The 23,358-nt window shown below is 30.0% G+C and carries 22 protein-coding genes, 1 riboswitch and 1 other annotated feature (1 of these 24 cut by a window edge); of the genes, 16 read left to right on the plus strand and 6 right to left on the minus strand.

Annotated elements, in window-relative coordinates; genetic code table 11:
- Positions 1-20 precede the first annotated feature (20 nt).
- The 3 genes from ilvB (at position 21) to M4I33_RS07620 (ending at position 3,217) form a co-directional block, all read left to right on the plus strand.
- Positions 21-1,679 (plus strand): biosynthetic-type acetolactate synthase large subunit, encoded by a 1,659-nt coding sequence (ilvB, locus tag M4I33_RS07610; RefSeq protein ID WP_257916227.1) that lies wholly within the window; start codon positions 21-23, stop codon positions 1,677-1,679.
- A 23-nt stretch (positions 1,680-1,702) separates the two neighbouring features.
- Positions 1,703-2,707 carry a ketol-acid reductoisomerase gene (gene ilvC / locus M4I33_RS07615; protein ID WP_257916228.1) on the plus strand — a complete coding sequence of 335 codons (1,005 nt, stop codon included), beginning with the start codon at positions 1,703-1,705 and terminating at the stop codon, positions 2,705-2,707.
- Positions 2,708-2,920: 213 nt separating this feature from the next.
- Positions 2,921-3,217 carry a hypothetical protein gene (locus M4I33_RS07620; protein ID WP_257916229.1) on the plus strand — a complete coding sequence of 99 codons (297 nt, stop codon included), beginning with the start codon at positions 2,921-2,923 and terminating at the stop codon, positions 3,215-3,217.
- 101 nt (positions 3,218-3,318) lie between these two features.
- Here M4I33_RS07620 and thiT read toward each other — a convergent pair whose 3' ends face one another.
- Positions 3,319-3,966, minus strand: a complete 648-nt coding sequence (gene thiT, locus M4I33_RS07625) for an energy-coupled thiamine transporter ThiT (RefSeq protein WP_257916230.1) — start codon at positions 3,964-3,966, stop codon at positions 3,319-3,321.
- A gap of 43 nt (positions 3,967-4,009) precedes the next feature.
- A riboswitch (TPP riboswitch) is annotated at positions 4,010-4,112 on the minus strand.
- A gap of 116 nt (positions 4,113-4,228) precedes the next feature.
- Between thiT and M4I33_RS07630 the strand changes: the two genes are divergently transcribed.
- From M4I33_RS07630 to thiI, 6 genes are all read left to right on the plus strand, one after another.
- Positions 4,229-4,783 (plus strand): hypothetical protein, encoded by a 555-nt coding sequence (locus tag M4I33_RS07630; RefSeq protein ID WP_257916231.1) that lies wholly within the window; start codon positions 4,229-4,231, stop codon positions 4,781-4,783.
- Positions 4,773-5,648, plus strand: coding sequence for a hypothetical protein (locus M4I33_RS07635; RefSeq protein WP_257916232.1), 876 nt, complete (start codon positions 4,773-4,775; stop codon positions 5,646-5,648). Before M4I33_RS07630 ends, M4I33_RS07635 begins: the two co-directional genes overlap by 11 nt.
- Entirely contained in the window at positions 5,635-6,252 is a 618-nt protein-coding gene (locus M4I33_RS07640) for a cyclase family protein (RefSeq protein WP_257916233.1), read from the plus strand. The genes M4I33_RS07635 and M4I33_RS07640 overlap by 14 nt, the downstream gene beginning before the upstream one ends.
- A gap of 17 nt (positions 6,253-6,269) precedes the next feature.
- On the plus strand, positions 6,270-7,097 hold the full coding sequence (locus tag M4I33_RS07645; protein ID WP_257916234.1) for a M15 family metallopeptidase: 828 nt from the start codon (positions 6,270-6,272) through the stop codon (positions 7,095-7,097).
- Positions 7,098-7,294: 197 nt separating this feature from the next.
- Complete coding sequence (locus tag M4I33_RS07650; RefSeq protein ID WP_257916235.1) at positions 7,295-8,440, plus strand: cysteine desulfurase family protein; 1,146 nt, start codon at positions 7,295-7,297, stop codon at positions 8,438-8,440.
- Positions 8,437-9,594 (plus strand): tRNA uracil 4-sulfurtransferase ThiI, encoded by a 1,158-nt coding sequence (gene thiI, locus M4I33_RS07655; protein ID WP_257916236.1) that lies wholly within the window; start codon positions 8,437-8,439, stop codon positions 9,592-9,594. The genes M4I33_RS07650 and thiI overlap by 4 nt, the downstream gene beginning before the upstream one ends.
- 39 nt (positions 9,595-9,633) lie before the next feature.
- Here thiI and M4I33_RS07660 read toward each other — a convergent pair whose 3' ends face one another.
- The 4 genes from M4I33_RS07660 to M4I33_RS07675 all read right to left on the minus strand — a co-directional run bounded on the left by M4I33_RS07660 (position 9,634) and on the right by M4I33_RS07675 (position 14,543).
- Positions 9,634-11,511 carry an ABC transporter ATP-binding protein gene (locus M4I33_RS07660; protein WP_257916237.1) on the minus strand — a complete coding sequence of 626 codons (1,878 nt, stop codon included), beginning with the start codon at positions 11,509-11,511 and terminating at the stop codon, positions 9,634-9,636.
- Positions 11,498-13,237, minus strand: a complete 1,740-nt coding sequence (locus M4I33_RS07665) for an ABC transporter ATP-binding protein (RefSeq protein ID WP_257916238.1) — start codon at positions 13,235-13,237, stop codon at positions 11,498-11,500. The genes M4I33_RS07660 and M4I33_RS07665 overlap by 14 nt, the downstream gene beginning before the upstream one ends.
- Positions 13,238-13,251: 14 nt before the next feature.
- Positions 13,252-13,683 carry a MarR family winged helix-turn-helix transcriptional regulator gene (locus M4I33_RS07670; protein WP_257916239.1) on the minus strand — a complete coding sequence of 144 codons (432 nt, stop codon included), beginning with the start codon at positions 13,681-13,683 and terminating at the stop codon, positions 13,252-13,254.
- 107 nt (positions 13,684-13,790) lie between these two features.
- Positions 13,791-14,543 carry a ChbG/HpnK family deacetylase gene (locus M4I33_RS07675; protein WP_257916240.1) on the minus strand — a complete coding sequence of 251 codons (753 nt, stop codon included), beginning with the start codon at positions 14,541-14,543 and terminating at the stop codon, positions 13,791-13,793.
- Between the two features lie 79 nt (positions 14,544-14,622).
- On the opposite strand from M4I33_RS07675, the gene M4I33_RS07680 reads away from it, so the two are divergent.
- From M4I33_RS07680 to M4I33_RS07710, 7 genes are all read left to right on the plus strand, one after another.
- Positions 14,623-14,874, plus strand: a complete 252-nt coding sequence (locus tag M4I33_RS07680) for a GIY-YIG nuclease family protein (RefSeq protein WP_257916241.1) — start codon at positions 14,623-14,625, stop codon at positions 14,872-14,874.
- Between the two features lie 780 nt (positions 14,875-15,654).
- On the plus strand, positions 15,655-17,481 hold the full coding sequence (gene glmS, locus M4I33_RS07685) for a glutamine--fructose-6-phosphate transaminase (isomerizing) (protein ID WP_257916303.1): 1,827 nt from the start codon (positions 15,655-15,657) through the stop codon (positions 17,479-17,481).
- Positions 17,482-17,542: 61 nt separating this feature from the next.
- A complete protein-coding gene (locus M4I33_RS07690; RefSeq protein ID WP_194191760.1) occupies positions 17,543-17,701 on the plus strand; it encodes a hypothetical protein in 159 nt (52 codons plus the stop codon).
- A gap of 144 nt (positions 17,702-17,845) precedes the next feature.
- Positions 17,846-18,223 (plus strand): RidA family protein, encoded by a 378-nt coding sequence (locus tag M4I33_RS07695; protein WP_194191761.1) that lies wholly within the window; start codon positions 17,846-17,848, stop codon positions 18,221-18,223.
- 132 nt (positions 18,224-18,355) lie between these two features.
- Positions 18,356-19,348: a hypothetical protein gene (locus tag M4I33_RS07700; protein ID WP_257916242.1), complete on the plus strand. Its 993-nt coding sequence runs from the start codon at positions 18,356-18,358 to the stop codon at positions 19,346-19,348.
- 67 nt (positions 19,349-19,415) lie between these two features.
- The gene (locus tag M4I33_RS07705; RefSeq protein ID WP_257916243.1) at positions 19,416-19,997 is read left to right on the plus strand and encodes a 5-formyltetrahydrofolate cyclo-ligase; all 582 of its coding nucleotides are present in this window, start codon (positions 19,416-19,418) and stop codon (positions 19,995-19,997) included.
- 18 nt (positions 19,998-20,015) lie between these two features.
- Entirely contained in the window at positions 20,016-21,293 is a 1,278-nt protein-coding gene (locus tag M4I33_RS07710; RefSeq protein WP_257916244.1) for an O-acetylhomoserine aminocarboxypropyltransferase/cysteine synthase family protein, read from the plus strand.
- 42 nt (positions 21,294-21,335) lie between these two features.
- Here M4I33_RS07710 and thrS read toward each other — a convergent pair whose 3' ends face one another.
- On the minus strand, positions 21,336-23,267 hold the full coding sequence (thrS, locus tag M4I33_RS07715) for a threonine--tRNA ligase (RefSeq protein WP_257916245.1): 1,932 nt from the start codon (positions 23,265-23,267) through the stop codon (positions 21,336-21,338).
- 78 nt (positions 23,268-23,345) lie between these two features.
- Positions 23,346-23,358, minus strand: a binding site (T-box leader) (it continues 194 nt past the right edge of the window).

Consider the following 23,358-nt stretch of genomic DNA (forward strand, 5'->3'; position numbering starts at 1 on the left):
AGTTTAAGGAGGGGGAGAAATTGTTATTAACTGGGGCAGAAATATTAGTTAAAACTTTAATAGATGAAGGTGTTGATACTATTTTTGGATATCCTGGAGGAGCTGTTTTAAATATTTATGATGAGCTTTATAAAAGTAAAGATAAGATAAATCACATACTTACTTGTCATGAGCAAAACGCAGCACACGCAGCTGACGGATATTCAAGGGCAACTGGGAAAGTTGGAGTTTGCCTTGCAACTTCAGGGCCAGGTGCTACAAATTTAGTAACTGGAATAGCTACAGCTTATATGGATTCAATACCACTTATAGCTATAACAGGAAATGTAACTAAGCCTCTACTTGGAAAAGACAGTTTTCAAGAGGTAGATATTTATGGGATTACAATGCCGATTACTAAGCATAATTATATAGTTAAAGATGTAAGGGATCTACAAAGAGTAATAAGAGAAGCCTTTAAAATAGCAAAAGAAGGAAGACCAGGACCAGTCCTTATAGATATACCAAAAGATATAACAGCAAATAAAGCTATATATGAAGAAGAAATAGCGTGCACTATAAAAAAGGCTAAGAAAAATTATGATGATTTAAATGTTTTAATAGACCTTATAAATAAATCTAAAAAGCCTTTTATATATGCAGGAGGTGGAATAATAGCATCAAACGCTTCAAAAGAACTTTTAGAGTTTGGAGAAAAGATAGATTCTCCGATTTGCACATCACTTATGGCACAATCAGCTATAGATAATAATCATAGATTATATACAGGGATGATAGGTATGCACGGAACTAAAGCCTCTAATATAACAGCTACTAAATGTGATTTACTTATAACTTTAGGTGCTAGATTTTCAGATAGAGTTGTATCAAGCGGGGAGCATTTAGGGAATGCAAAAATCATCCAAATAGATGTAGACCCAGCTGAAATAAATAAAAATATAAAAGTAGATGCACACGTTATAGGAGATTTAAAAGAAGTATTAAAACTTTTAACAGAAAATATAAATGAATCTAAAAAAATAGAATGGAATAAAGCTGTAAATAGCTTAAAAACAGAAAGTAATGATAATTCTTTAGAAAATTTAACTCCAGAATTTTTATTTAGAACTTTAAATAGTTTAGATGATGGAAAGATGCTTATAACAACAGAGGTTGGGCAGCATCAAATGTGGGCAGCGCAGTATTTTAGTTTTAAATCACCTAGAAGTTTTATTTCATCAGGTGGACTTGGAACTATGGGATATGGGCTTGGTGCATCTATTGGGGCAAAGATAGGAAAGCCAGAATCTACTGTAATTAATATAGCTGGCGATGGAAGTTTTGGGATGAACTCTAATGAATTTGCAACAGCAGTAAAAAATAAATTACCTATCATAGTTATTATTATGAATAATAATGCTTTAGGTATGGTAAGGCAGTGGCAAACTTTCTTTTATGATGGAAGATATTCAGAGACAACTTTAGACAGACAAACAGACTTTGTAAAACTTGCAGAAGCCTATGGAGGCGTAGGTTATAGAGTAACAAAGAGAAGTGAACTTAAAGAGGTTTTAGAGGAAGCTTTAAAATCAAAAGTTCCTGTAGTTATAGATTATTTAATAAATAATGATAAAAAAGTTTTTCCTATGGTTGCACCTGGTGCGCCAATAAATCAAATAATAAGTGAAGAAGATGTTTAAGATATAAAAAGGGGGAAGAAAAAATGGCAAAAATGTTTTATGAAAAAGATACTAATTTAGAATTATTAAAAGGAAAGAAAGTAGCAGTTATAGGTTATGGAAGTCAAGGGCATGCACACGCATTAAACTTACAAGAAAGTGGAGTAGATGTTGTAGTTGGTTTATACGATGGAAGTAAATCAAAAACTAGAGCAAAAGAAGCTGGACTTGATGTAAGGGAAGTTAGTGAAGCTAGCAGGATAGCTGATATTATAATGGTATTAGTTCCAGATGAAAAACAAGCAGAACTTTATAAAAATGAAATAGAAGGAAACTTAGAAAAAGGTAATGCATTAGTTTTTGCACACGGATTCAATATTCATTATTCACAGATAGTACCACCTTCAGATGTTGATGTTTTTATGGTAGCACCAAAGGGGCCAGGGCATATGGTTAGAAGAACATATACAGAAGGCTCTGGAGTTCCATGTCTTATAGCTGTTTATCAAAATCCAACAGGTAATGCTAGAAATTTAGCGTTAGCTTATGCAAATGGAATCGGTGGGGCAAGAGCTGGGATTTTAGAAACAACTTTTAAAGATGAAACAGAAACTGATCTTTTTGGAGAGCAAGCTGTTTTATGCGGAGGGTGCACAGCTCTTATAAAAGCTGGGTTTGAAACTCTAGTAGAAGCTGGATATGCACCTGAAAATGCATATTTTGAATGCTTACACGAAATGAAATTAATAGTTGATTTATTATACCAAGGCGGAATGAGTATGATGAGATACTCTATTTCAGATACTGCAGAGTATGGTGATTACGTTGTTGGAAATAGAATAGTTACAGAAGATACTAAAAAAGAAATGAAAAAAGTTTTAAGTGAAATTCAAGACGGAACTTTTGCAAGAAATTGGCTAGTTGAAAATAAAGTTGGAAGACCATACTTCAATTCAAAGAGAAGGCTTGAAAGCGAGCACCAAATCGAAAAGGTTGGTAGTGAACTTAGAGAGATGATGAGCTGGATTGATACTAAGAACTTAGATTAATAAAAGCCACCTAAAGTGGATAGTCTATTAATAGACATTCCCTATAATATATATACAAACTTAAAAGAAGGCTATGCTTTAAGAATTTATTGCATAGTCTTTTTCTATACTTAAAGTATAAAATTAACATATTATAAATACTCTGTTAAAAGGTATATGAAATAATAAAGGTGAGAAACTATATTATATATAATGAAAGAGAGGGTAAACATTATGAAAGATTTAAAAAATAACGATATGAAAGACATAAAAGATTACATAGAGATAGAAGACTACAAAATGAACTGTGGAGACAAAGATAAAGATTGCCACCATATAAAAATAAAAAATGACAAAGCTTTAGACGGAAAAGAAGATGCTATAAAAAACTATTTCAAAGATATAGACAAAAAAGATGAAAAAGGAAGCAAATTAGTAGAAGAAAAAGGTGACTTTTCAATCTTTTTAGATAAGGTAAAATATAATTTAGGAACAGTAATAGAAGATTTAAATGTACTTTTAAATAGCTAAAATGTATAAAAAACTATTATATGTTAATAATCTAAATATGAACTATATAATGAATTAAAAGGGATACTTTCAAATTTTTAAAGTATCCCTTTTTATTTTATTTAATTTAAAGCATATCTAGGATTTACAGATTTAATAAGTCTTTTAATAGGTAATAGTTTAAATATCACCATAGTTATTAAACATTCTGCTAAAAGAAGCGGGAAGTTTACTGAAAGTGAGTAAACTACAGCACTCATTCCAGCTGGTGCGTAAGAACCAAAGAATACTGCACCTGAAATAAAGTGACATAAAAACTTAAAGAAAAATGCTATACCTATTCCAAGATAAGGTTTGTTTTTGAAATAACCAGCTAGTCCAATACAGATGGTTGGAAGTGGATAATCAAAAAGTACTTGTATAGGATTTATTATATAAGGGTCAGTTAAAAGAGAAATTATTCCGTATAAAAACCCAGTTAAAAATCCTACATAAGGTCCGTAGGCAAATGTAATTATAAGTATTGGTATCATACAACCTAAAGTTACTCCGCCCCCTTGAGGGAAGTGATATATTTTAAAGGTGTTAAGTATTGTAGATAAAGCTAAAGCAATACCTATATTAGTCATAAGCCTAGCATCTAGATTTACTTTTCTTATTTTAAATAAAGCTATTAATATTAGTACACATCCTATAACTGCTAAAATAGCAAAAGGATGTTTTCCTATCTCAATAAAATTATTAGATAGGGAGTTAATAAAATTTTCCATAAAAAAACCTCCTATAGTGCTAGAAGGAAACATAGTTAATTTAAATTTAAAACTATTGCTTCCCTACGCTGGTGTTACCCAGATCAGGTTAAAAGGGTTAATGAATAAATCATCTCTCAGCCAAAAAGGCACCCCTAGCACAAAATTTATTACTACTTAATTTTAATTCTAATTGAAAAAAGTGTCAAATCAAAAAAATAAAATAAAACAAAATATTTAAAAATATGATAATAATGGTAAAATAGTATTAGGGGGGATTCTATTGGAGAAAGGGTTAAAAAAGGTTTTTTTCGGGTATATAATACTCGTCTTAAACATCAATTTATTCTTTGTAGATCTTACTGCAGATTTTCTAGGTTACATTCTAATTGCAAACGGACTTAAAGAGTTATCATTTAAGAATGAAAAATTTAAGAACGGAATAATTATAGCTAGATTTTTAGCTACATATGAATTTTATACTTTGTCTTTAAAATTTATAGGATTATTAAATGTAGAAAATATATACTTAGATAGTTTATTAAATATTGCATTAAGTATATTAGGACTACTTTTACTAGATTCTATATTAGGTGGGATTTTTTTAGAGGCTAAAGATAAGAAAAATATGCAAATAGAAAAGGAATCTTATAATTTATTAAAATGCAACATAGTATATACTTTCATATTTTTAATATATAGTGCATTTTCACTAAATTATAATCACGTAGATTTTATAAAGATAATAAGTTCACTATTAATTTTATTTTCTTTTATACTTTACATTTATATGATTTTGTTTTTTAGAAAGGCGGGTAAAAAATTAGATGTGGCGTAATAAAAAAATATTAGTAATTTTAACTGCGTCAGTGATAACGTCTTATGCTTTTAACTTTATGGTATATGGAAATACACATTTAGATAAGACTGTATACAGAAAAGTTAAGGGAGAAATCTATAGCGTAAGAGAAGAAATACCGAAGATGAAATTTATAGAAGAGTCAAAAGAAGAATTTAACGAAAAGAGTTTAGATTATTTTAATTTAAATGATAGTAGAGCTAAAAACATAATATTCCCGGAAATAGGGGTTAGATTAAATCACTTTAAATATATTGATGATTATTATAACGGTAAATATTCAATAAAAGAGATTGATTACTTTAGTGATGATGATTTTGAAGTGAATAGAGATAATTTAATAAACGGAGAAAAGGTTGTAACTAAAGCTATTTTAAATGGTGGAAGCGACGAAGAGGAAGCTATTGACCTTGGGGAAATTCATTTAAAATTAAATGAAGAGAAGTTTAATCAAGGAAATTTATTAAAAAAGATTGGAATGAATTTTGACGATTTTGGATCTTATAAAAATTATAAGGTTAAAGAAGATTGTTATATAAATAATCTTCAAAGTAATTATATAGAAGAACTTTTAAAAAAGGGAGATCTGTATATAAATCAACAGGAAATACGAGATATTAAATTTCCTATGTACTTTAGTAAAGATGACATAATAAATATTGAGTATATCTTTAATGATGATAATAAGGACTTTGTAAATTCTATAGTAACAGATATAGTATTTGAAATTTTTAATAAAGATTTGCATAATGAAACTATATATTTTAGGGTAGATACTACAAGAAATGATCTATCTTTTGAAAATTTAACAAAGATAAAAGAGGAATCAAATGAAAAAATATGATTTAACACATTTTATTAAAGAAGAGATGAGTGTTTACTCAGAAGAAGAACGCGTAAAAATTAAAAAAATAGCAAATTACGAAGAGGGTTATAGTGTGACAAAGGTAACTCTTGGAACTCATACAGGAACTCATATTGATGTACCAAAACATATTTTTAAAGAGGGAAAAGCATTAGATGATTATAGTATAGATGACTTTTTTGGAAAAGTTTTAATTATTGACTGCAAGGAAAAGAAAGAAATATCTTTAGATTTTATAAAAGATAAGGTTAAGCCTAATATTGATTATATAATTTTTTATACTGGATATGAAAAGTTATGGGGAAAAGATAGTTATTTTAAGGGATATCCTATATTAAATAAAGATGCTGTAAATTTCCTAGGAAATTTGAAAGATTTAAAAGGTATAGGAATAGACTGTATATCTGTAGATTCTAATGAAAACTTATATAATCACGAGGTTTTACTAAAAAATGATAAGTTAATAATAGAAAATCTATGCAATATTAATGGGAAATCAGGGGAATATGATATAATTATAGCACCTATGAAAATAAAAAATGGAGATGGCGCTCCAGTTAGAGTGTTTATTTGTAGGGAATAAAATAATTGGGGGAAAGAATGAATAAGAAAAAAAAGATAATAGTTTCTATAGTAAGTTTAGCTGTAGTAGTTATTTTAATAGGCGTTTTTTATGGAATAAAGGAAGAAAAAAACATCCATAAAGTAGAGGCGCAAAAACCAAATGAAGAAATAGTAGAAGATATTAAACCTAAAAGTGATAAAGAAGTTTTAGAACTAAAAAATAAAGAACTTAAAAAGTACGAAAATATAGAAAATGATTATTATATGATGCTTGTAAATAAGTTTAATCCATTAAAAGATGATTTTGTTGCAAAGGATATTGTACCATCAGGATTACCTTTTATAGGAGGTAGTTCTAATACATATATGAATAAAGAAGCGAAAGTAGAAGCTAGAAAGATGTTTAATGACGCAAAAAAAGATGGGATAACTCTTTTAGGAGTTTCAGCATACAGAACTAATGCAGTTCAAACTCAAATCTATAATAATAATATTAAGACAAAAGGATTAGAGCACACTAAAAAGTACTCAGCGGCACCTGGAACTAGTGAACACGAAACTGGACTAGCTATAGATGTTGTAAGTTCAGAACATACAGGATTAACTTGGGATTTTGATAAAACTAAAGCTTTTGAATGGTTAAATGATAATGCATACAAATATGGATTTGTTTTAAGGTATCCAAAAGACAAGACAGAAGTTACTAAGTATGAGTACGAGCCGTGGCATTATAGATTTGTAGGATTAAATAATGCAAAAAAAATGCACGAAGGAAACCTTTGTTTTGATGAATATATAAACTGGGCTAGACAAAATGCTGATAGATTAAGATTTGAAATAGAAGAATTAAAAGAAAAGAAATAAAAAAGATTGATATATAAGATAAATATCTTATATATCAATCTTTTTTTTTATAGATAAGAATATAAATATTTCTTTTAAAAAAAATATATTATGTTATTATAATAATATAATTACAAGTATTCCTATAGATATACTAGGAATTAAAATTAAGAATAAGAGATTAAGCTAAGTAAATACTAAGTAAGAGGAGGGATTAGATGGATATATATTTAGATAATGCAGCAACAACTAAACCTTATGATGAAGTTATAGAAGTTATGGCATACTATATGAAAAATTGTTATGGAAACCCATCATCTTTGCATAGACTAGGGATTGAAGCTGAAAAAAACTTAAATGAAGCTAGAAGTGGAATAAGCAAAATTATTAATGCTTCAAAAGAAGAGATTTACTTTACTTCAGGTGCAAGTGAAGGGAATAACTTAATTATAAAAGGTCTTTCTAAAGAAAATTCACACATAATAACAACGAAATTTGAGCACCACTCAGTTCTAAAAACTTACGAAGAATTAGAAAAGTGTGGAGTTAAAGTTACATATTTAAACGTAGATTCAAATGGAATGATATCTTTAGAAGAATTAAAAAATTCTATAACTAAAAACACAGTTTTAGTTTCTATAATGTTTGTAAACAACGAATTAGGTTCAATTCAAAAAATAGAAAAGATAGGTAAATTAATAAAAGAAGAGAGTAGTCGAGCTAAATTCCATGTAGATGCAGTTCAAGGCTTTGGAAAATTTAAAATAGATGTAAAGAAAATGCATATAGACGCATTAACTATGACAGGGCATAAGATACACGGCCCTAAAGGCGTTGGATTTTTATATTTGAAAAAAGGAATAATATTAAATTCACTTATTCATGGAGGAAGCCAAGAAGGAGGACTGCGTGCTGGAACTCAAAACGTACCAGGTGTTATGGCACTACTAAAAGCTTCTGAAATTTCTTCTAAAAACAAAAACGAAAACTATATTAAAGTTACTAAGCTTTTAGAATATATGGTAGAGAGATTAAAAGAATTAGATGATATAAGCATAAATAGCTCTATAGATGAAAATCATTCACCATATATTTTAAATGTATCTTTTAGAGGAGTTAGAGGGGAAGTATTACTTCATCTTTTAGAAGAAAATAATATATTTGTATCTACTGGTTCTGCATGCACGTCTAAAAAGAGTATAGCTAGCGGAAGCTATGTAGTTAAAGCTATAGGAAAGTGCGATAAAGATGCAGAAAGTGCTATAAGATTTTCTTTTGATGAAAATAATACAAAAGAAGAAATAGATAAAGTTATCTGTATATTAAAAGACTCACTGAAATTTTTAAGGAGGATGAAAAGATGAGAAAGCTAATTTTAGTTAAATATGCATCGGAGATATTTTTAAAAGGATTAAATAGAAATAAGTTTGAAAAAAAGCTTAGAGATAACATAAAAAAGAAACTTAAGGGATTAGAATACGAAATTATAAGCGACCAAGGAAGATATTTTATAAAGGTAGACGATTTAGAAGAAGGAATAGATAGAGTAAGAAAGGTATTTGGAGTATCAGAAGTATGTATAGTTACTGAGGTATCACCTGAATTAGATGTAATTAAAAAAGAAGCCTTAGAAAAAATAAATTTTTATAAACCTAAAGACTTTAAAGTTATAACTAATAGAGCAAACAAAAGATTTGAAGGAAAATCTATGGATATTTCAAGAGATATCGGAAGCTTTATATTAGAACATTATAAAGACGAATTAAGCGTAAAGGTTAAAGATTCTGAGTGTCAGGTTTTTGTTGAAATTAGAGAAAGAGCATACGTATATACAAACAAAGATAAAGTTAAAGGCGTAGGTGGCTTACCTTACGGAATAAACGGAAGCACTATGCTTATGTTATCTGGAGGGATAGATTCTCCTGTTGCAGGATACTTGATGGCAAAAAGGGGAGTTGAACTTAATTGCGTGTATTATCACAGTCACCCTTATACGTCAGAAAGAGCTAAAGATAAAGTTAAAGAACTTGCAAAAATCTTAGGAGAATACACAGAAAAGGTAAGGTTATTTATAGTTCCATTTACAGAAATCCAAATGGAAATAATGAAGCATTGCCCTGAAGATGAATTAACTATAATAATGAGAAGATTTATGATGGGAGTAGCTTGTTCTTTAGCAGATAGAGAAGGAATACAATCAGTAGCAACAGGAGAGAGTATAGGGCAAGTTGCAAGTCAAACTATGGAAGGCTTAGTAGTAAGTTCAGATAAAGCAGACAGACCTGTATTTAGACCTCTTATAACTATGGATAAAGAAGATATAATGAAAATAGCAAGAGAGATAGGAACTTATGAAACTTCAATTTTACCTTATGAAGATTGCTGCACAATATTTGTTCCAAAGCATCCTAAAACTAAACCGGTTTTAGAAAAGATTATAAAATCAGAAAATGCATTAGACTTTGATGAGTTAGTAGAAAAAGCTATAAGTGAAACAGAAGTTGTAGTTTTTAAATAAAAAAAGGATAATCACTTAATTGTGATTATCCTTTTTTGTTTAAGCTAATTCTTCTTCAGCATCTTTAAATTGGCTGTTATAAAGATCTGCGTAGAATCCGTTTTGAGTCATAAGTTCTTTATGAGAACCTTGTTCTATAACGTCACCGTGATTCATAACTAAGATTAAATCAGCATCTTTTATAGTTGAAAGTCTGTGTGCTATAACGAAGTTTGTTCTACCTTCCATAAGTCTTGTCATAGCGTTTTGGATGTAAGTTTCAGTTCTTGTATCAACTGAACTTGTAGCCTCATCTAAGATAAGAACTCTAGGATTTGCAAGGATTGCACGTGCAATAGTTAATAATTGCTTTTGTCCTTGTGAGATATTTGAAGCTTCTTCGTTTAATATAGTGTCATAACCTTGAGGAAGAGTTCTTATGAAGTGGTCAGCGTGTGCTGCTTTACAAGCTTCAACTACTTCTTCAAAAGTAGCACCTTCTTTACCGTAAGCTATATTATCTTTTATGCTTCCGTTAAATAGCCAAGTATCTTGAAGAACCATACCGAACATACTTCTTAAATATCCTCTAGTGAATTCAGTTATATTAACACCATCAAATTGAATTTCTCCACCATTTAATTCGTAGAATCTCATTAATAAATTGATAAGAGTAGTTTTACCTGCACCGGTTGGACCTACTATAGCAATAGTTTGACCTTGCTTTGCAGTAACGTTCATATCATTCATTAATAATTTTTCAGGAGAGTATCCAAACTTAACATTTTTAAAATCAACATTTCCTTTAGGGTCTACTAAAGTCTTAGGATTCTCAGGGTCTTCAACTTCTTCTTTTTCATCTAAGATTTCAAAAACTCTTTCAGCTGAAGCCATAGTTGATTGAAGTATATTTGCAATGTTTGCAGTTTGGTTAATCATTTGAGTAAACTGTCTTGAATATTGGATAAATGATTGAATGTAACCTACGCTTAATTTGTTTTTAGTAACTAATATACCACCTACAACAGCTATAATAACGTAACCGATATTATTAACTAATTGCATTAATGGCATTATTAAACCTGACATAAATTGAGCTTTCCATCCTGATTCATAAAGCTTATCGTTTATTTCATCAAATTCAGAAATAGCTTTTTTCTCGTGACCAAATGCACGAACTACAGTGTGTCCTGTATAAACTTCTTCTACGTGTCCGTTAAGTTTACCAAGTTCTCTTTGTTGTGAAGAGAAGAACTTTTGTGAACGTCCTATAATAGGTCTAGTTGCTATTATACAAACAGGTAAAGTTAATACGCAGATTAAAGTTAATAATGGGCTAAGACTTAGCATCATTATAGTAATACCAATAATTGAAACAACTGATGATATAAGCTGAGTTAAACTTTGTTGAAGAGTACTTGCTATATTATCTACGTCGTTTGTAACTCTACTTAAGATATCACCTTTTGAGTTTGCATCAAAGTAGCTAATAGGTAATCTATTAAGTTTATTTTCAACAGCAGATCTTAAATCTTTAACAGTATATTGAGCAACGCCTGCCATTAGATATTGTTGAGCATACATAAATACTGCACTTAGAATATAAAAACCAAGTAATAGTGAAATATAATAACCTAATTTACCAAAGTCAACTCCACCGTTTGGAATTCCTTTAAATTTAGCTATCATTCCTTCAAGTATAACGTTAATAGTATCTCCTAGTAATCTAGGGCTAAATACTGTAAAAGCAGTACTTAGAATTGCCATAATTAATACGATAATTAATTTAGTTCTATGAGGTCTAAGGTATGATAATAATCTCTTACCAGTACCTTTAAAGTTTTTTGCTTTTTCTCCGCCAAAAGCGACGCCGTGGTTTCCGCCACCACCCATACCGCCTTTAGGAGCAGAATTTTGTTTGTTTTTATCTATGCTCATTTGAAAGTTCCTCCTCTGATAATTGTGATGAGGCAATTTCTTTATAAATTGCACAGTTATTTAATAATTCTCTGTGAGTTCCCATTCCAACGACATTTCCGTCATCTAAAACTATTATTCTATCTGCATCCATAATAGTGCTTACTCTTTGTGCAACAATTATAACAGCTGATTTTGTAGTTTCACTTTTAAGTGCAGCTCTAAGCTTTGAGTCTGTCTTAAAATCTAAAGCTGAGAAACTATCATCAAAAAGATAAACTTCAGGCTTTCTAATTAAAGCACGGGCTATTGCTAGACGTTGCTTTTGTCCACCAGAGAAGTTTTTACCACCTTGTTCTACAGTAGAATTAAAGCCATCTTCTTTTTCCTCTATGAAGTCATAAGATTGAGCTATTTTAGCTGCGTGAATTAATTCTTCTTTAGTTGCATCTTCTTTACCATACTTTAAGTTTTCTTCTATAGTACCAGAGAATAAGACAGCTTTTTGAGGAACAAATCCTATTTTGCTTCTTAAAGTTTCTTGAGTCATATCTTTTACGTTAACTCCGTCAACTAAAACCTCTCCTTTTGATGCATCATAGAATCTTGTTAATAGGTTAAGTATAGTTGATTTACCAGAACCAGTACCACCTATTATAGCTGTTGTCTCTCCAGGTTTTGTAACGAAGCTTAAATTATTAATAGCTCCGTGTTCAGCACCAGGATAGAAGAATGAAACATCTTTAAATTCTACGTGACCACTTTCTTTAAAAGTAGTTGTAGGTTTTTTAGTATTTACTATAGTAGGATCTATATCTAATACTTCGTTTATTCTTTCAGCAGAAGCAGAAGCTCTTGGAATCATAATAAATAACATACTTACCATTATTAATGAGAACATTATTTGCATAACGTATTGTAAGAATGCCATTAAGTTACCAACTTCCATAACTCCAGTATCAACTCTCTTTGAACCAAACCAAAGTATAGCAACAGAAGTTAAGTTTAAAATTAACATTAATAAAGGCATTAGTGTTGCGATTATTTTATTAACTTTAATTGCATTTTGAGTAAAGTCATCATTAACTTTTTCAAATCTTTTAACTTCGTAATCTTGACGATTAAAAGCTCTTATAACTCTTATACCAGTTAAGTTTTCACGAAGAACTTTGTTTATGTTATCTAGTTTACTTTGCATTGCCTTAAATAGCGGCATACCAAGTTTACCTATAACAAGAATAGCTATAACAACTATTGGCATTGAGATTAAAAGTATTAGAGATAATTCCTTATTAACAGAAACAGCCATAATAATACCACCAATACACATAAGTGGTGCTGTAACCATCATTCTTAGTATCATAAGTACAACTTGTTGTACTTGGTTAACGTCGTTTGTAGTTCTAGTAACTAGTGAAGCAGTTCCAACTTGGTCTATCTCACCTAAAGAAAAAGTTTCTGCTTTTGTGAAAATTTTTCTTCTTAAATCTCTACCATATCCCATAGATATTTTTGAAGAGATGTAACTTGCAAATATTGTACTAGCACTACCAACGAATGCTATTAGTATCATTATTCCACCGATTTTAAGAATATAGTTTATATCACCAGTCATTATTCCCGTGTTAACTATATCCGAAAGAAGGGTAGGAAGATATAATTGAGCCATAGTTTGTATAAATAAAAGAACTAATACAAAGAATAATTCCTTTTTGTATGGCTTAAGATGCTTAAAAATCTTTAACATCAAATTCACTCCTTTTATAAATTTTTGTGAGCCTCTAAATTAGTTTTCATCTTATTTAATAAAATATTTAATTCTTCAGAATCTTTTTTTGAAAAGTTTTTTAAACAAACTTCATCGATATTTTCAGAAACCTCTTTAAGCCTAGTGCATGCATCTCTGCCTTTATCAGTTAAGAAGATTCTAGAAATTCTTCCATCAAGTTCATCTGGTCGTTTATAAATGAAACCATTTTTTTCTAAACGCTTAATCATAACAGTTATTGTTGCTGGTTTAATCAAAAGACAATTAGAAATCTCCTTTTGGCTTTGGCCATCTTTTTTTAATAGAGATGTTAAAAGATGGGGTTGACCAGGATATAAACCGAGCTTATCAAGTTCTGCGTGGATTAAAGAAAAATGTAATCTCAATACTTTCCTGAAGATAGATGAAAAATTTGAATCATACATTATAGATAAAACCTCCTAAATTAGTTAGTCGACTAACTTTATTTTGTTATTCTATTATATTAATGTGTCAATTACAAGTCAAATTTATAAAAAAAATCGCGAATTTATTAATATTCGCGATAATTTAATAATTTATAACCGTTTATGGATATTATCTCTTTTATTTCATTTGAACAAAGTATATTTAATTCATTTAAACGCCCAAATGTGTAGCAACTAGACTTTAGTAAAAAGCTATCAATATATCCAGGTTGACAGTTTATTTCTATGTTATTTTTATGAATATGTTCATTAAAAACCCGTTTGAAATCATTAAAGGTTTCTATCTTTTCTCTAAAAAAATCAATATCAAATGAGTTCTTATATATGTATTTTTTCAAAAATTTTGATTTTAGTTCTCTTTCTGCATAAGCCCTTAATACCATACCAGTTTTAAGTGAAATCTGAGAAGCTAAGTTAAGTATTTCTGGTATAATACAAGGAGTATGATGAAAAGTGATATGGGTTGGTTTTATTCCAGATGACAATATTTTTTTTAATTGAGCGTCTAATTCTGATTTAATAACGTTTACTGGAATAGTAGCAAGGTATTCATAATCTTGTTTCATAGTTCCATTTGGAGCTAATATGTGTTTATAATCTTTACAAATAGGTTCACCAAGAGTAAGTGAAAAATGAACACCAATATCTAAATCAGGATTTTCTAAAGCTAAATTAACAGCGTGCTCAAAACCTGGAGTTGTACATATGATTTCTGTTGATGTTACTACGCCGTTTTTAAATGAATCTATTATTCCGTAATTAACAGCGTTAGAAAGCCCAAAATCACTAGCGTTTATTATAATATTTTTGTTTAACAAGCAAGGTCCCTCCCTAATATGTTTATAAGGGAAATTATAACATAAAATGTAAAAAAATCAATATAAAGGAGGAAAAGTGATGAATTATGTGTATGTATTAAGGTGTAATGATGGTAGTCTTTATACAGGGTGGACAAACAATATAGAAAAAAGGTTCAAAGCACACTCAGAAGGAAAGGGAGCAAAATATACTAAAGGTAGAGGCCCTTTAGAATTAGTTTATTATGAAGAGTTTGAAGAAAAAAGCGATGCTATGAAAAGGGAATATGCTATAAAGAAAATGACTAAAGCACAAAAAAACAATATGATTCTAGATAAAATTAGTAAATAACATTAAAAAATATTAGCAAAAATTAAGAAATGAAAATATTATAATATATAGACAAATGAAAAAAATGTGATATTATGGGAGAGAGGCATAAAGTATATAAAAGGAGAGGATAGGATTAATTATATTTGAAAAATTAATAAAGAATTTTTAAAGCGCCAGAACTTAAGTAAATAGATAAAAGCTTAAATTAGGGGTTAGAGATAAATAAAATATCTCGCCTAACTAATAAGCAAAAGTAGTTGGACTTTTAAAGCTAAGAGTAAATTATATTTAAAAATAGATTTTAAGATAGCGGAATTTAATCTTAATTATTTTTAGAAAAATATATTTTAAAATTAGTGTGTGTAGCTCACTCTACAAAATCAAAGATTTAAATGGTTAAAGGAAATCCAGATCACGTACGTTCTCTGGATAAGTTCGATTAACCAAATGGAAGATTTAATAGGTTAAAGGAAATCCAGATCACATACGTTCTCTGGATAAGTTCGATTAACCAAATCAAAGATTTGGAATCTCACTTAAGTTGACGAGGATGAAGTTTATCGAATTTTTCGGCGGATACTTCACGGTATAGCACTACCGTTAACGGCTAGCAAAACTAATTGAGCAATCATTAGCACAAATTTAGCCCGGTGCATTTTATAACTTTGTTTTAAAAAGACAAGTTTCTCTAGGATAATTATGCCTGTTAATATCTGCTAGAGAGTTTTTTAAAAAAATAGAGTTCTTTGAAAATTGAATAAAAAAATAGATTTTATCGCAAAAGGAAGGTTTTTAATTATGTGCGGAATAGTAGGATATTTAGGAAAAGGACAGGCAACAAACTTTTTAGTGGAGGGATTATCTAAGTTAGAGTATAGAGGCTATGATTCAGCTGGTGTAGCTGTATTAGAAAATGACTCTATAGAAATTAAGAAGCATAAAGGCAGATTAGCTAACTTAGAAAAAGATTTAGAGGAGAATAACCTAAATGGTAAAATCGGGATTGGTCATACAAGATGGGCAACTCACGGGGAACCATCAGATGTAAACTCTCATCCACACCGTAGTTTTAAAGGAGAAATAGCTGTTGTTCATAACGGTATTATAGAAAACTACCTAGAGCTTAGAGAAAAGCTTAAGGGAGAAGGTGTAGAATTTAAATCAGAAACTGATACTGAAGTTATACCAAACCTTATACAGCATTATTATGAGGGAGATCTATTTAAAGCAGTAGTTAAAGCTACTAAAGAGCTTCAAGGAAGTTATGCTATAGGTGTAATCTCTGAAAGAGAACCAAACAAACTTATAGCAGTAAGAAAAGATAGTCCTCTTATAGTAGGTTTAGGAGAAGATGAAAACTTTATTGCATCAGATATACCAGCAGTATTAAACAGAACTAGAAATGTATATCTTTTAGATGACAATGAGTTTGTTTTAATAGATGAAAACGGAGTAAAACTATTTAACGATAAAGGAGAGTCTTTATCTAAAGAGATATACCACGTAACTTGGAATGCAGATTCAGCAGAAAAAGGTGGATATGATTCATTTATGCTTAAAGAAATTCACGAACAACCAAAAGCTTTAAAAGATACTATGAGTGGTAGAGTTATAGAAGGTAAACCTATAACTTTTGAAGATTTTAAGTTAACAAAAGAGGAATTAGAAGGTATAGATAGAATTTATATAGTTGCATGCGGTACAGCGTATCATGCTGGTTTAATGGGAAAAGAAGCTATAGAAAGATTAGCTAGAATACCAGTTGAAGTTGATATAGCATCAGAATTTAGATATAGAAACCCAATAGTTACAGAAAAATCTATGTTAATAGTTTTAAGTCAATCAGGTGAAACTGCTGATACTTTAGCAGCACTTAGAGATTGCAAAAGATTAGGTGCAAAAACTTTAGCTATAACTAATGTTGTAGGAAGTACTATTTCAAGGGAAGCAGATAGTGTTATTTATACTATGGCAGGTCCTGAAATTGCAGTAGCATCAACAAAAGCATACACAACACAAGTTGCAGTTATGCACATGATAGCAATATACTTTGCAGAACTAATGGAAAAAGTAAATATTGAAAGATTAAATGAATTAAAAAGCGGACTACTAAGTATTCCTGAGAAAGTCTTAGGAGTATTAGAAGATAAAGAGAAGGTTTTAGATATCGCAAAAGAATTAAAAGATGAAAAAGATATATTCTTCTTAGGAAGGGGTGCAGATTTTGCATTATCACTTGAAGCATCACTTAAATTAAAAGAAATATCTTATATTCATTCAGAAGCTTATGCAGGTGGAGAACTAAAACATGGAACTATAGCCTTAATAGAAGATGGAACAAAAGTCGTATCAACTCTATTACAGAGAGATTTAATAGATAAAATGGTAAGTAATATAGTAGAAATCAAATCAAGAGGAGCTAAGATATATGGAGTATCTTTTGATGATGTAAAGAAAGTAAATGAAATTTCAGACAAGGTATTAACTATACCTGAAGTAGATGATTCATTTGCACCAATTCTTGCAGCAATCCATATGCAATTATTAGCTTACTATGTTGCAAGTGAAAAGGGATGCGATATTGACAAACCTAGAAATTTAGCAAAATCAGTTACTGTTGAATAAAATTAGTAAATTTATGAAATAGTAATAAAGTAGAATTTTTAGGGAAAGAGGTAGAGAAGAGATGGAAGAAAAAATCTTAGAGCTTATTGAAGAGTACAAAGGAGCAGGAGAATCATTAGAACATGGTTTAGAATGGTTACCTACTAATGATTCAGCACGTGCTAAGATTGATGTCTTAAATATGGTCATTGAAGATTTACAAAATTTAAGCAAAGAATAAAAATAAATGCTAAGAGTAAGATTAACTCTTAGCATTTTTATTTTTTATAGATTATTTTTAGATTAGAGTAAATTAGATTTGTTGACTGAAATTTACTCTAATAATATAATCAAGTAAAGAGATATATGAGAGGAGATGAAAGGTATGTTAAATAAAGTACATACTGACAAGGCACCTAAAGCTTTAGGACCTTATTCACAAGCAATAAAATTTAAAGATATGGTATTTACATCAGGGCAAATAGCAATAGATCCAGCTACTTCTGAAATTGTTGGAACTGATATAAAAACTCAAACTAAGAAGGTTATGGAAAATTTAGAGGCTGTATTAAAAGAAGCTGGAACTTCTTTTGATAAAGTTATAAAAACTACTTGTTTCTTAGATGATATGGCTGATTTTGGAGAATTTAATCAAGTATATTCAGAATATATAAAAAATGCTCCAGCAAGATCTTGCGTTGCAGTTAAAGAACTTCCTAAAAAGGTTCTTTGCGAAGTAGAAGTAATAGCATATGTAGAATAGTAAGAGGTCGGTTTTTCCGACCTTTTTTTATTTACCTCAAAATATATTGTAGAAAATATTGTAAAAAAATCAATACTACTATAAAATAGAATATATAGAAAAATATAACAAAGGGTAGTGGAGGGTGCAGTTATGGAAGAAATGTTAAGTAGATTGGAATTGATGCTTATAGGATTAAGACAGATGAAAACTACTGTAGTTTTTACCTGGTTTCCTAAAATAAATAAAGACGATATTTTAAGAGCGATTGAAGAATCACCTAAATTTAAAATTGTAGGTGATGTAGTAATGCTTAAAAGCGAAACAGAGATTTATGAAGAAGAACTTCAAAAGGAAGTTTTAAAAGAGTTAATGAATGAAAAAGAGGACGAAATTGATATTCTTGATGACTATGATGATATTGAACTTATAGAAATTCCACTTGAAACTTTAGAAGATTTGAATAACGACTTAGAAATAATAGAAGAAGTTAAAGAAACTGAAGAAATAGAGATAATCGAAGAAGAGATTGATATAGTAACCGAAGAAATAATTGAAGAAACTAAAGCAAATGAAGCTTTTAAAGAAGCTTGTGCAAGTAAAATTATTGAAGAGGTGGAAGATAAAGTGGAGCAAGTTGTTGAGAGGGTTATCGTAAAAGATACAGCATCTTTAAATGGTGCTGAAATTAAGTATGATGAATTAGTAAGATTAATTAGAGAATATAGTGCAAATACTTTAAACAAGTTATCATTATCAGATATTCATAAATTTGAGATGCAAGAAAAAGCTATTACTACTTTCTATAGTAGTAAATATAATGTTAGAATAAAGGAAAGAAACTTCTATGGAAGTGATACAAACATCTATGCTTTAATTCATAAAAAGAGAGGTATGGAAGTTGGGTATTTAGTTATATGTAACGTTTTAACAGAAGAAATATTAAATTATATGCTAGATAATTACGACGATGAAGTTGTATACTTCTTACCACTTGCAGGTTCTGAAGTTAGATTTGAAGTTGGATTAAATGAATTCTTCTTAAAAGATAGCGGAATAATATTAGATAAATATCTAGAGCATTACGAAATTTCAGATGAATGTGATTTCAATATTAAAAAAGTAGAAGTTGTAATAGGAAGATAATTTTAAGGGATGTTAAATAGAAGTATTTAGCATCCCTGATATTTTAATTAATTTTGGGGTGATACAAATGAATAAATCAAAAGAAACTATAAAATCAAACAAAAGAAATATTAGAAAAAGTATTATAGCTAAAAGAGATTTAAAAAAAGAAGAAAATAGTTTAAAAGATTCTAAAATATTTAAAAATTTAATAAGCTTAAATAGCTATAAGAGAGCAAAAAAAATATTTATTTATATTGGCTTTGGCTCAGAAATAAATACTAAAAGTCTTATAGAAATTATGCTTAGAGAAGGAAAAGAAGTTTTTGTTCCAAAAGTTTTAGAAGAAGAAATGATAGCTTTAAAAATAACTTCATTAAATAATTTAATAGAGAGTAAGTTTAAAATTTTAGAACCAATTGGGGAAAAGTCAGATATAGACGGAGAAGAGTTCGATTTAATTATAATGCCTGGGGTGGCATTTGATAGAAGTGGAAATAGAATAGGCTACGGCAAAGGATATTATGATAAATATTTAAAAGATATAAAATCTGATATAAAAAAGATAGCACTAGCTTATGAATTGCAACTTATAGAAGAGATAGAAACAGAGGAACATGATTTAAAGGTAGATTCAATTATTACTGAAAATGAAATAATAGATATATAATTTTAAGGGGGCTATATTATGATAAAAGATTGTAAAAAAGGTACTATCTGCGTGCAAGGAGGCTACGAACCTAAAGCTACAGAACCTAGGGTTTTACCTATAGTTCAAAGTACTACTTATAAGTATGATGATCCTGATTTTGTAGAAAGATTATTTAATTTAGAAGAAGAGGGGCATCTTTATTCTAGAATATCAAATCCTACAGTAGAAGCTTTAGAAAAGAAGTTTTGCATGCTTGAAGGAGGAGTTTCTGCTGTAGCTACATCTACAGGACAAGCTGCTATTTTAAATGCTGTTTTAAATATATGTAAAAATGGGGATCACATTATTTCAGCACAAACCTTATACGGAGGTACAGTAAATCTTTTTAAAATAAATTTAAAAAAGATGGGGATAGACGTAACATTTGTTAACCCTGAAGCTTCTAAAGAAGAAATATTAAGTGAAGCAAGAGAAAATACAAAGCTTATATACGGGGAAACTATAGGAAATCCAGGGTTAAATATTTTAGACTTTGAAAAGTTTAGTGAAGTTTCTAAAGCTCTAGATATACCTTTTGTAGTTGATAACACGGTAGCTACACCAATTCACTGTAATCCACTAAAACTTGGTGCAAATATCGTAGTTCATTCAACTTCAAAGTATGCAGACGGTCACGCTCAAGCTTTAGGTGGAATGATAGTAGATGGAGGTAATTTTAACTGGGAAAACGGAAAATTTAATGATTTAGTAGAAGAAGATCCTAGTTACCATGGACTTAGCTACACAAAAACCTTTAAAAATGCAGCTTATATAACTAAGTTAAGAGTTACATTAATAAGAGATTTAGGGAATGCACAGTCACCTTTTAATGCATACCTTACTAATTTAGGTCTTGAAACACTTCACTTAAGGATGATAAAACATTCTAATAATGCATTAGAGTTTTCTAAGTATTTAGAAAAACATCCTAAAATAGAGTGGGTTAATTATCCTTTGTTAGAAGGGAATAAAGAATATGAAAGAGCTAATAAATACTTAAAAGGTGGGGCATCTGGAATTATAACTTTTGGAGTAAAAGGGGGAGTAGCTTCTGCTAAAACTTTGATGAGAGAACTTAAGCTTTCTTCTTTAGTTGTACATTTAGGAGATGCAAGGTCATCGCTTTTACACCCAGCAACAACAACTCACAACCAACTAACAAAAGAAGAACAAATAAAGAGTGGAATAAGCGAAGATTTAATAAGATTTTCAATTGGGATAGAGGATTTAGAAGACTTAATAGTTGATATGGATGCGGCGCTATCTAGGATATAAAGAAAAAAGCAGTATCTGGTAACAGATACTGCTTTAATTTTATTATTTTTCTTTGTTTGCTATTTCTTTAAGGATTCTAGCTTTAAAGTCTTCGTAAGAAATTGAACCTTCGTCGTCGTTCTTTCTGCTTCTAACTGAAACAGTTTTGTCGTTCATTTCTTTTTCTCCAACTACTAAGATGTAAGGAGTTCTTTCAAGTCTAGCTTCTCTTATTTTGTAACCAAGCTTCTCAGCTCTGTAATCACCTTCGATTCTTACTCCGTATGCTTTTAAGTCGCTTACGATTGATTCAGCATATTCGTTGTATTTATCTGAAAGTGGAAGAACTTTTGCTTGAACTGGTGATAACCAAGTTGGGAATGCACCTGCATATTTTTCTATAAGCATTGCTAAAGTTCTTTCATAACATCCGATTGATGATCTGTGGATGATATAAGGTCTTTGTTTTTCACCGTTTTGATCGATGTAAGTCATATCGAATCTTTCAGCTAAAGCAAAGTCTATTTGAATTGTGATTATTGTATCTTCTTTTCCGTGGACATTTTTGAATTGAATATCAAGCTTTGGTCCGTAGAAAGCAGCTTCATCATCAGCTTCAATATAATCGATGTTTAAGTGGTCTAATATAGTTCTCATTATATCTTGAGTTTTGTTCCAAGCATCTGGATTATCTATATATTTTTCTCTGTTGTTTGGATCCCATTTTGAGAATCTGTAAGTAATGTCTTTTTCTATTCCTAGAGTAGTCATTACGTAATCTACTAAGCTAACTACGCCTTTAAATTCATCTTCTAATTGCTCTGGAGTTACAACTAAGTGACCATCAGCTAAAGTGAATTGTCTAACTCTTATAAGCCCGTGCATTTCTCCTGATGATTCGTTTCTAAATAAAGTTGAAGTCTCAGCATATCTTTTTGGAAGATCTCTATAACTGTGTTGTTCTGAGTTATAGATTGCGTATTGGAAAGGACAAGTCATAGGTCTTAAAGCAAGAACCTCGTCGTCTTTTTCTTCATCTCCAAGTACAAACATTCCGTCTTTATAGTGATCCCAGTGTCCTGAAATTTTGTAAAGATCGCTCTTAGCCATATAAGGAGTTTTAGTTAAAAGGTATCCACGTTTTTCTTCTTCGTCTTCAATCCATCTTTGAAGAACTTGGATTATTTTAGCTCCTTTTGGCATTATTAGAGGAAGACCTTGACCTACAGCTTCGTTAGTTGTGAATAATTTTAATTCTCTTCCTAATTTGTTGTGGTCTCTCTTTTTAGCTTCTTCTAAAGCTTCTAAATGATCGTCTAATTCTTTTTTCTTTAAGAATACAGTTCCGTAGATTCTTGAAAGCATAGGATTTTTTTCATCACCTTTAAAGTAAGCTCCAGCACTTCTAAGAAGTTTGATAGCTTTCATAGGTTTAAGTGACATTACGTGAGGTCCTGCGCAAAGGTCTGCGAAATCTCCTATTTTGTAAAATGAAATTACTTCATCAGAAGGTATATCTTTTATAAGTTCTACTTTGAAAGGCTCATCTTTCATAAGCTCTAAAGCTTCGTCTCTAGGTAATTCAAATCTTTCGATTTGAGGGTTTTCTTTTATTATTTTTTTCATTTCAGCTTCGATTTTTTCTAAATCTTCAGTTGAGAATGAACCCTCTTTATCAAAATCGTAGTAGAAGCCGTCTTCTATAGCAGGTCCTATAGCTATTTTAGCTTCAGGGAATAATCTTTTTACAGCGTAAGCTAAAACGTGAGAAGCTGTATGTCTTAAAGCATCTTTACCTTCTTTTGAATCGAAAGTACAGATTTCAACCTCGCTATCTTCGTTAACTTTGTGTCTTAAATCTACTACTTCGCCGTTTACTATACCGCAAAAAGCATTTCTAGCTAAACCTTCACTTATTCCTTTAGCTATATCTAAAACAGAAGCGCCAGCTTCGAATTCTTTAACTGATCCATCTTTTAAATTAATTTTTATCATTTTTAAAACTCCTTTCGTATATTTATATTTAAACATTTAAGTTCTTTACTAAAATAAAAAAACCCCGTCTCTAAAAAATATAGAGACGAGG

This window comes from Clostridium sp. LY3-2, assembly GCF_024705715.1.
Classification (GTDB): domain Bacteria; phylum Bacillota; class Clostridia; order Clostridiales; family Clostridiaceae; genus Clostridium.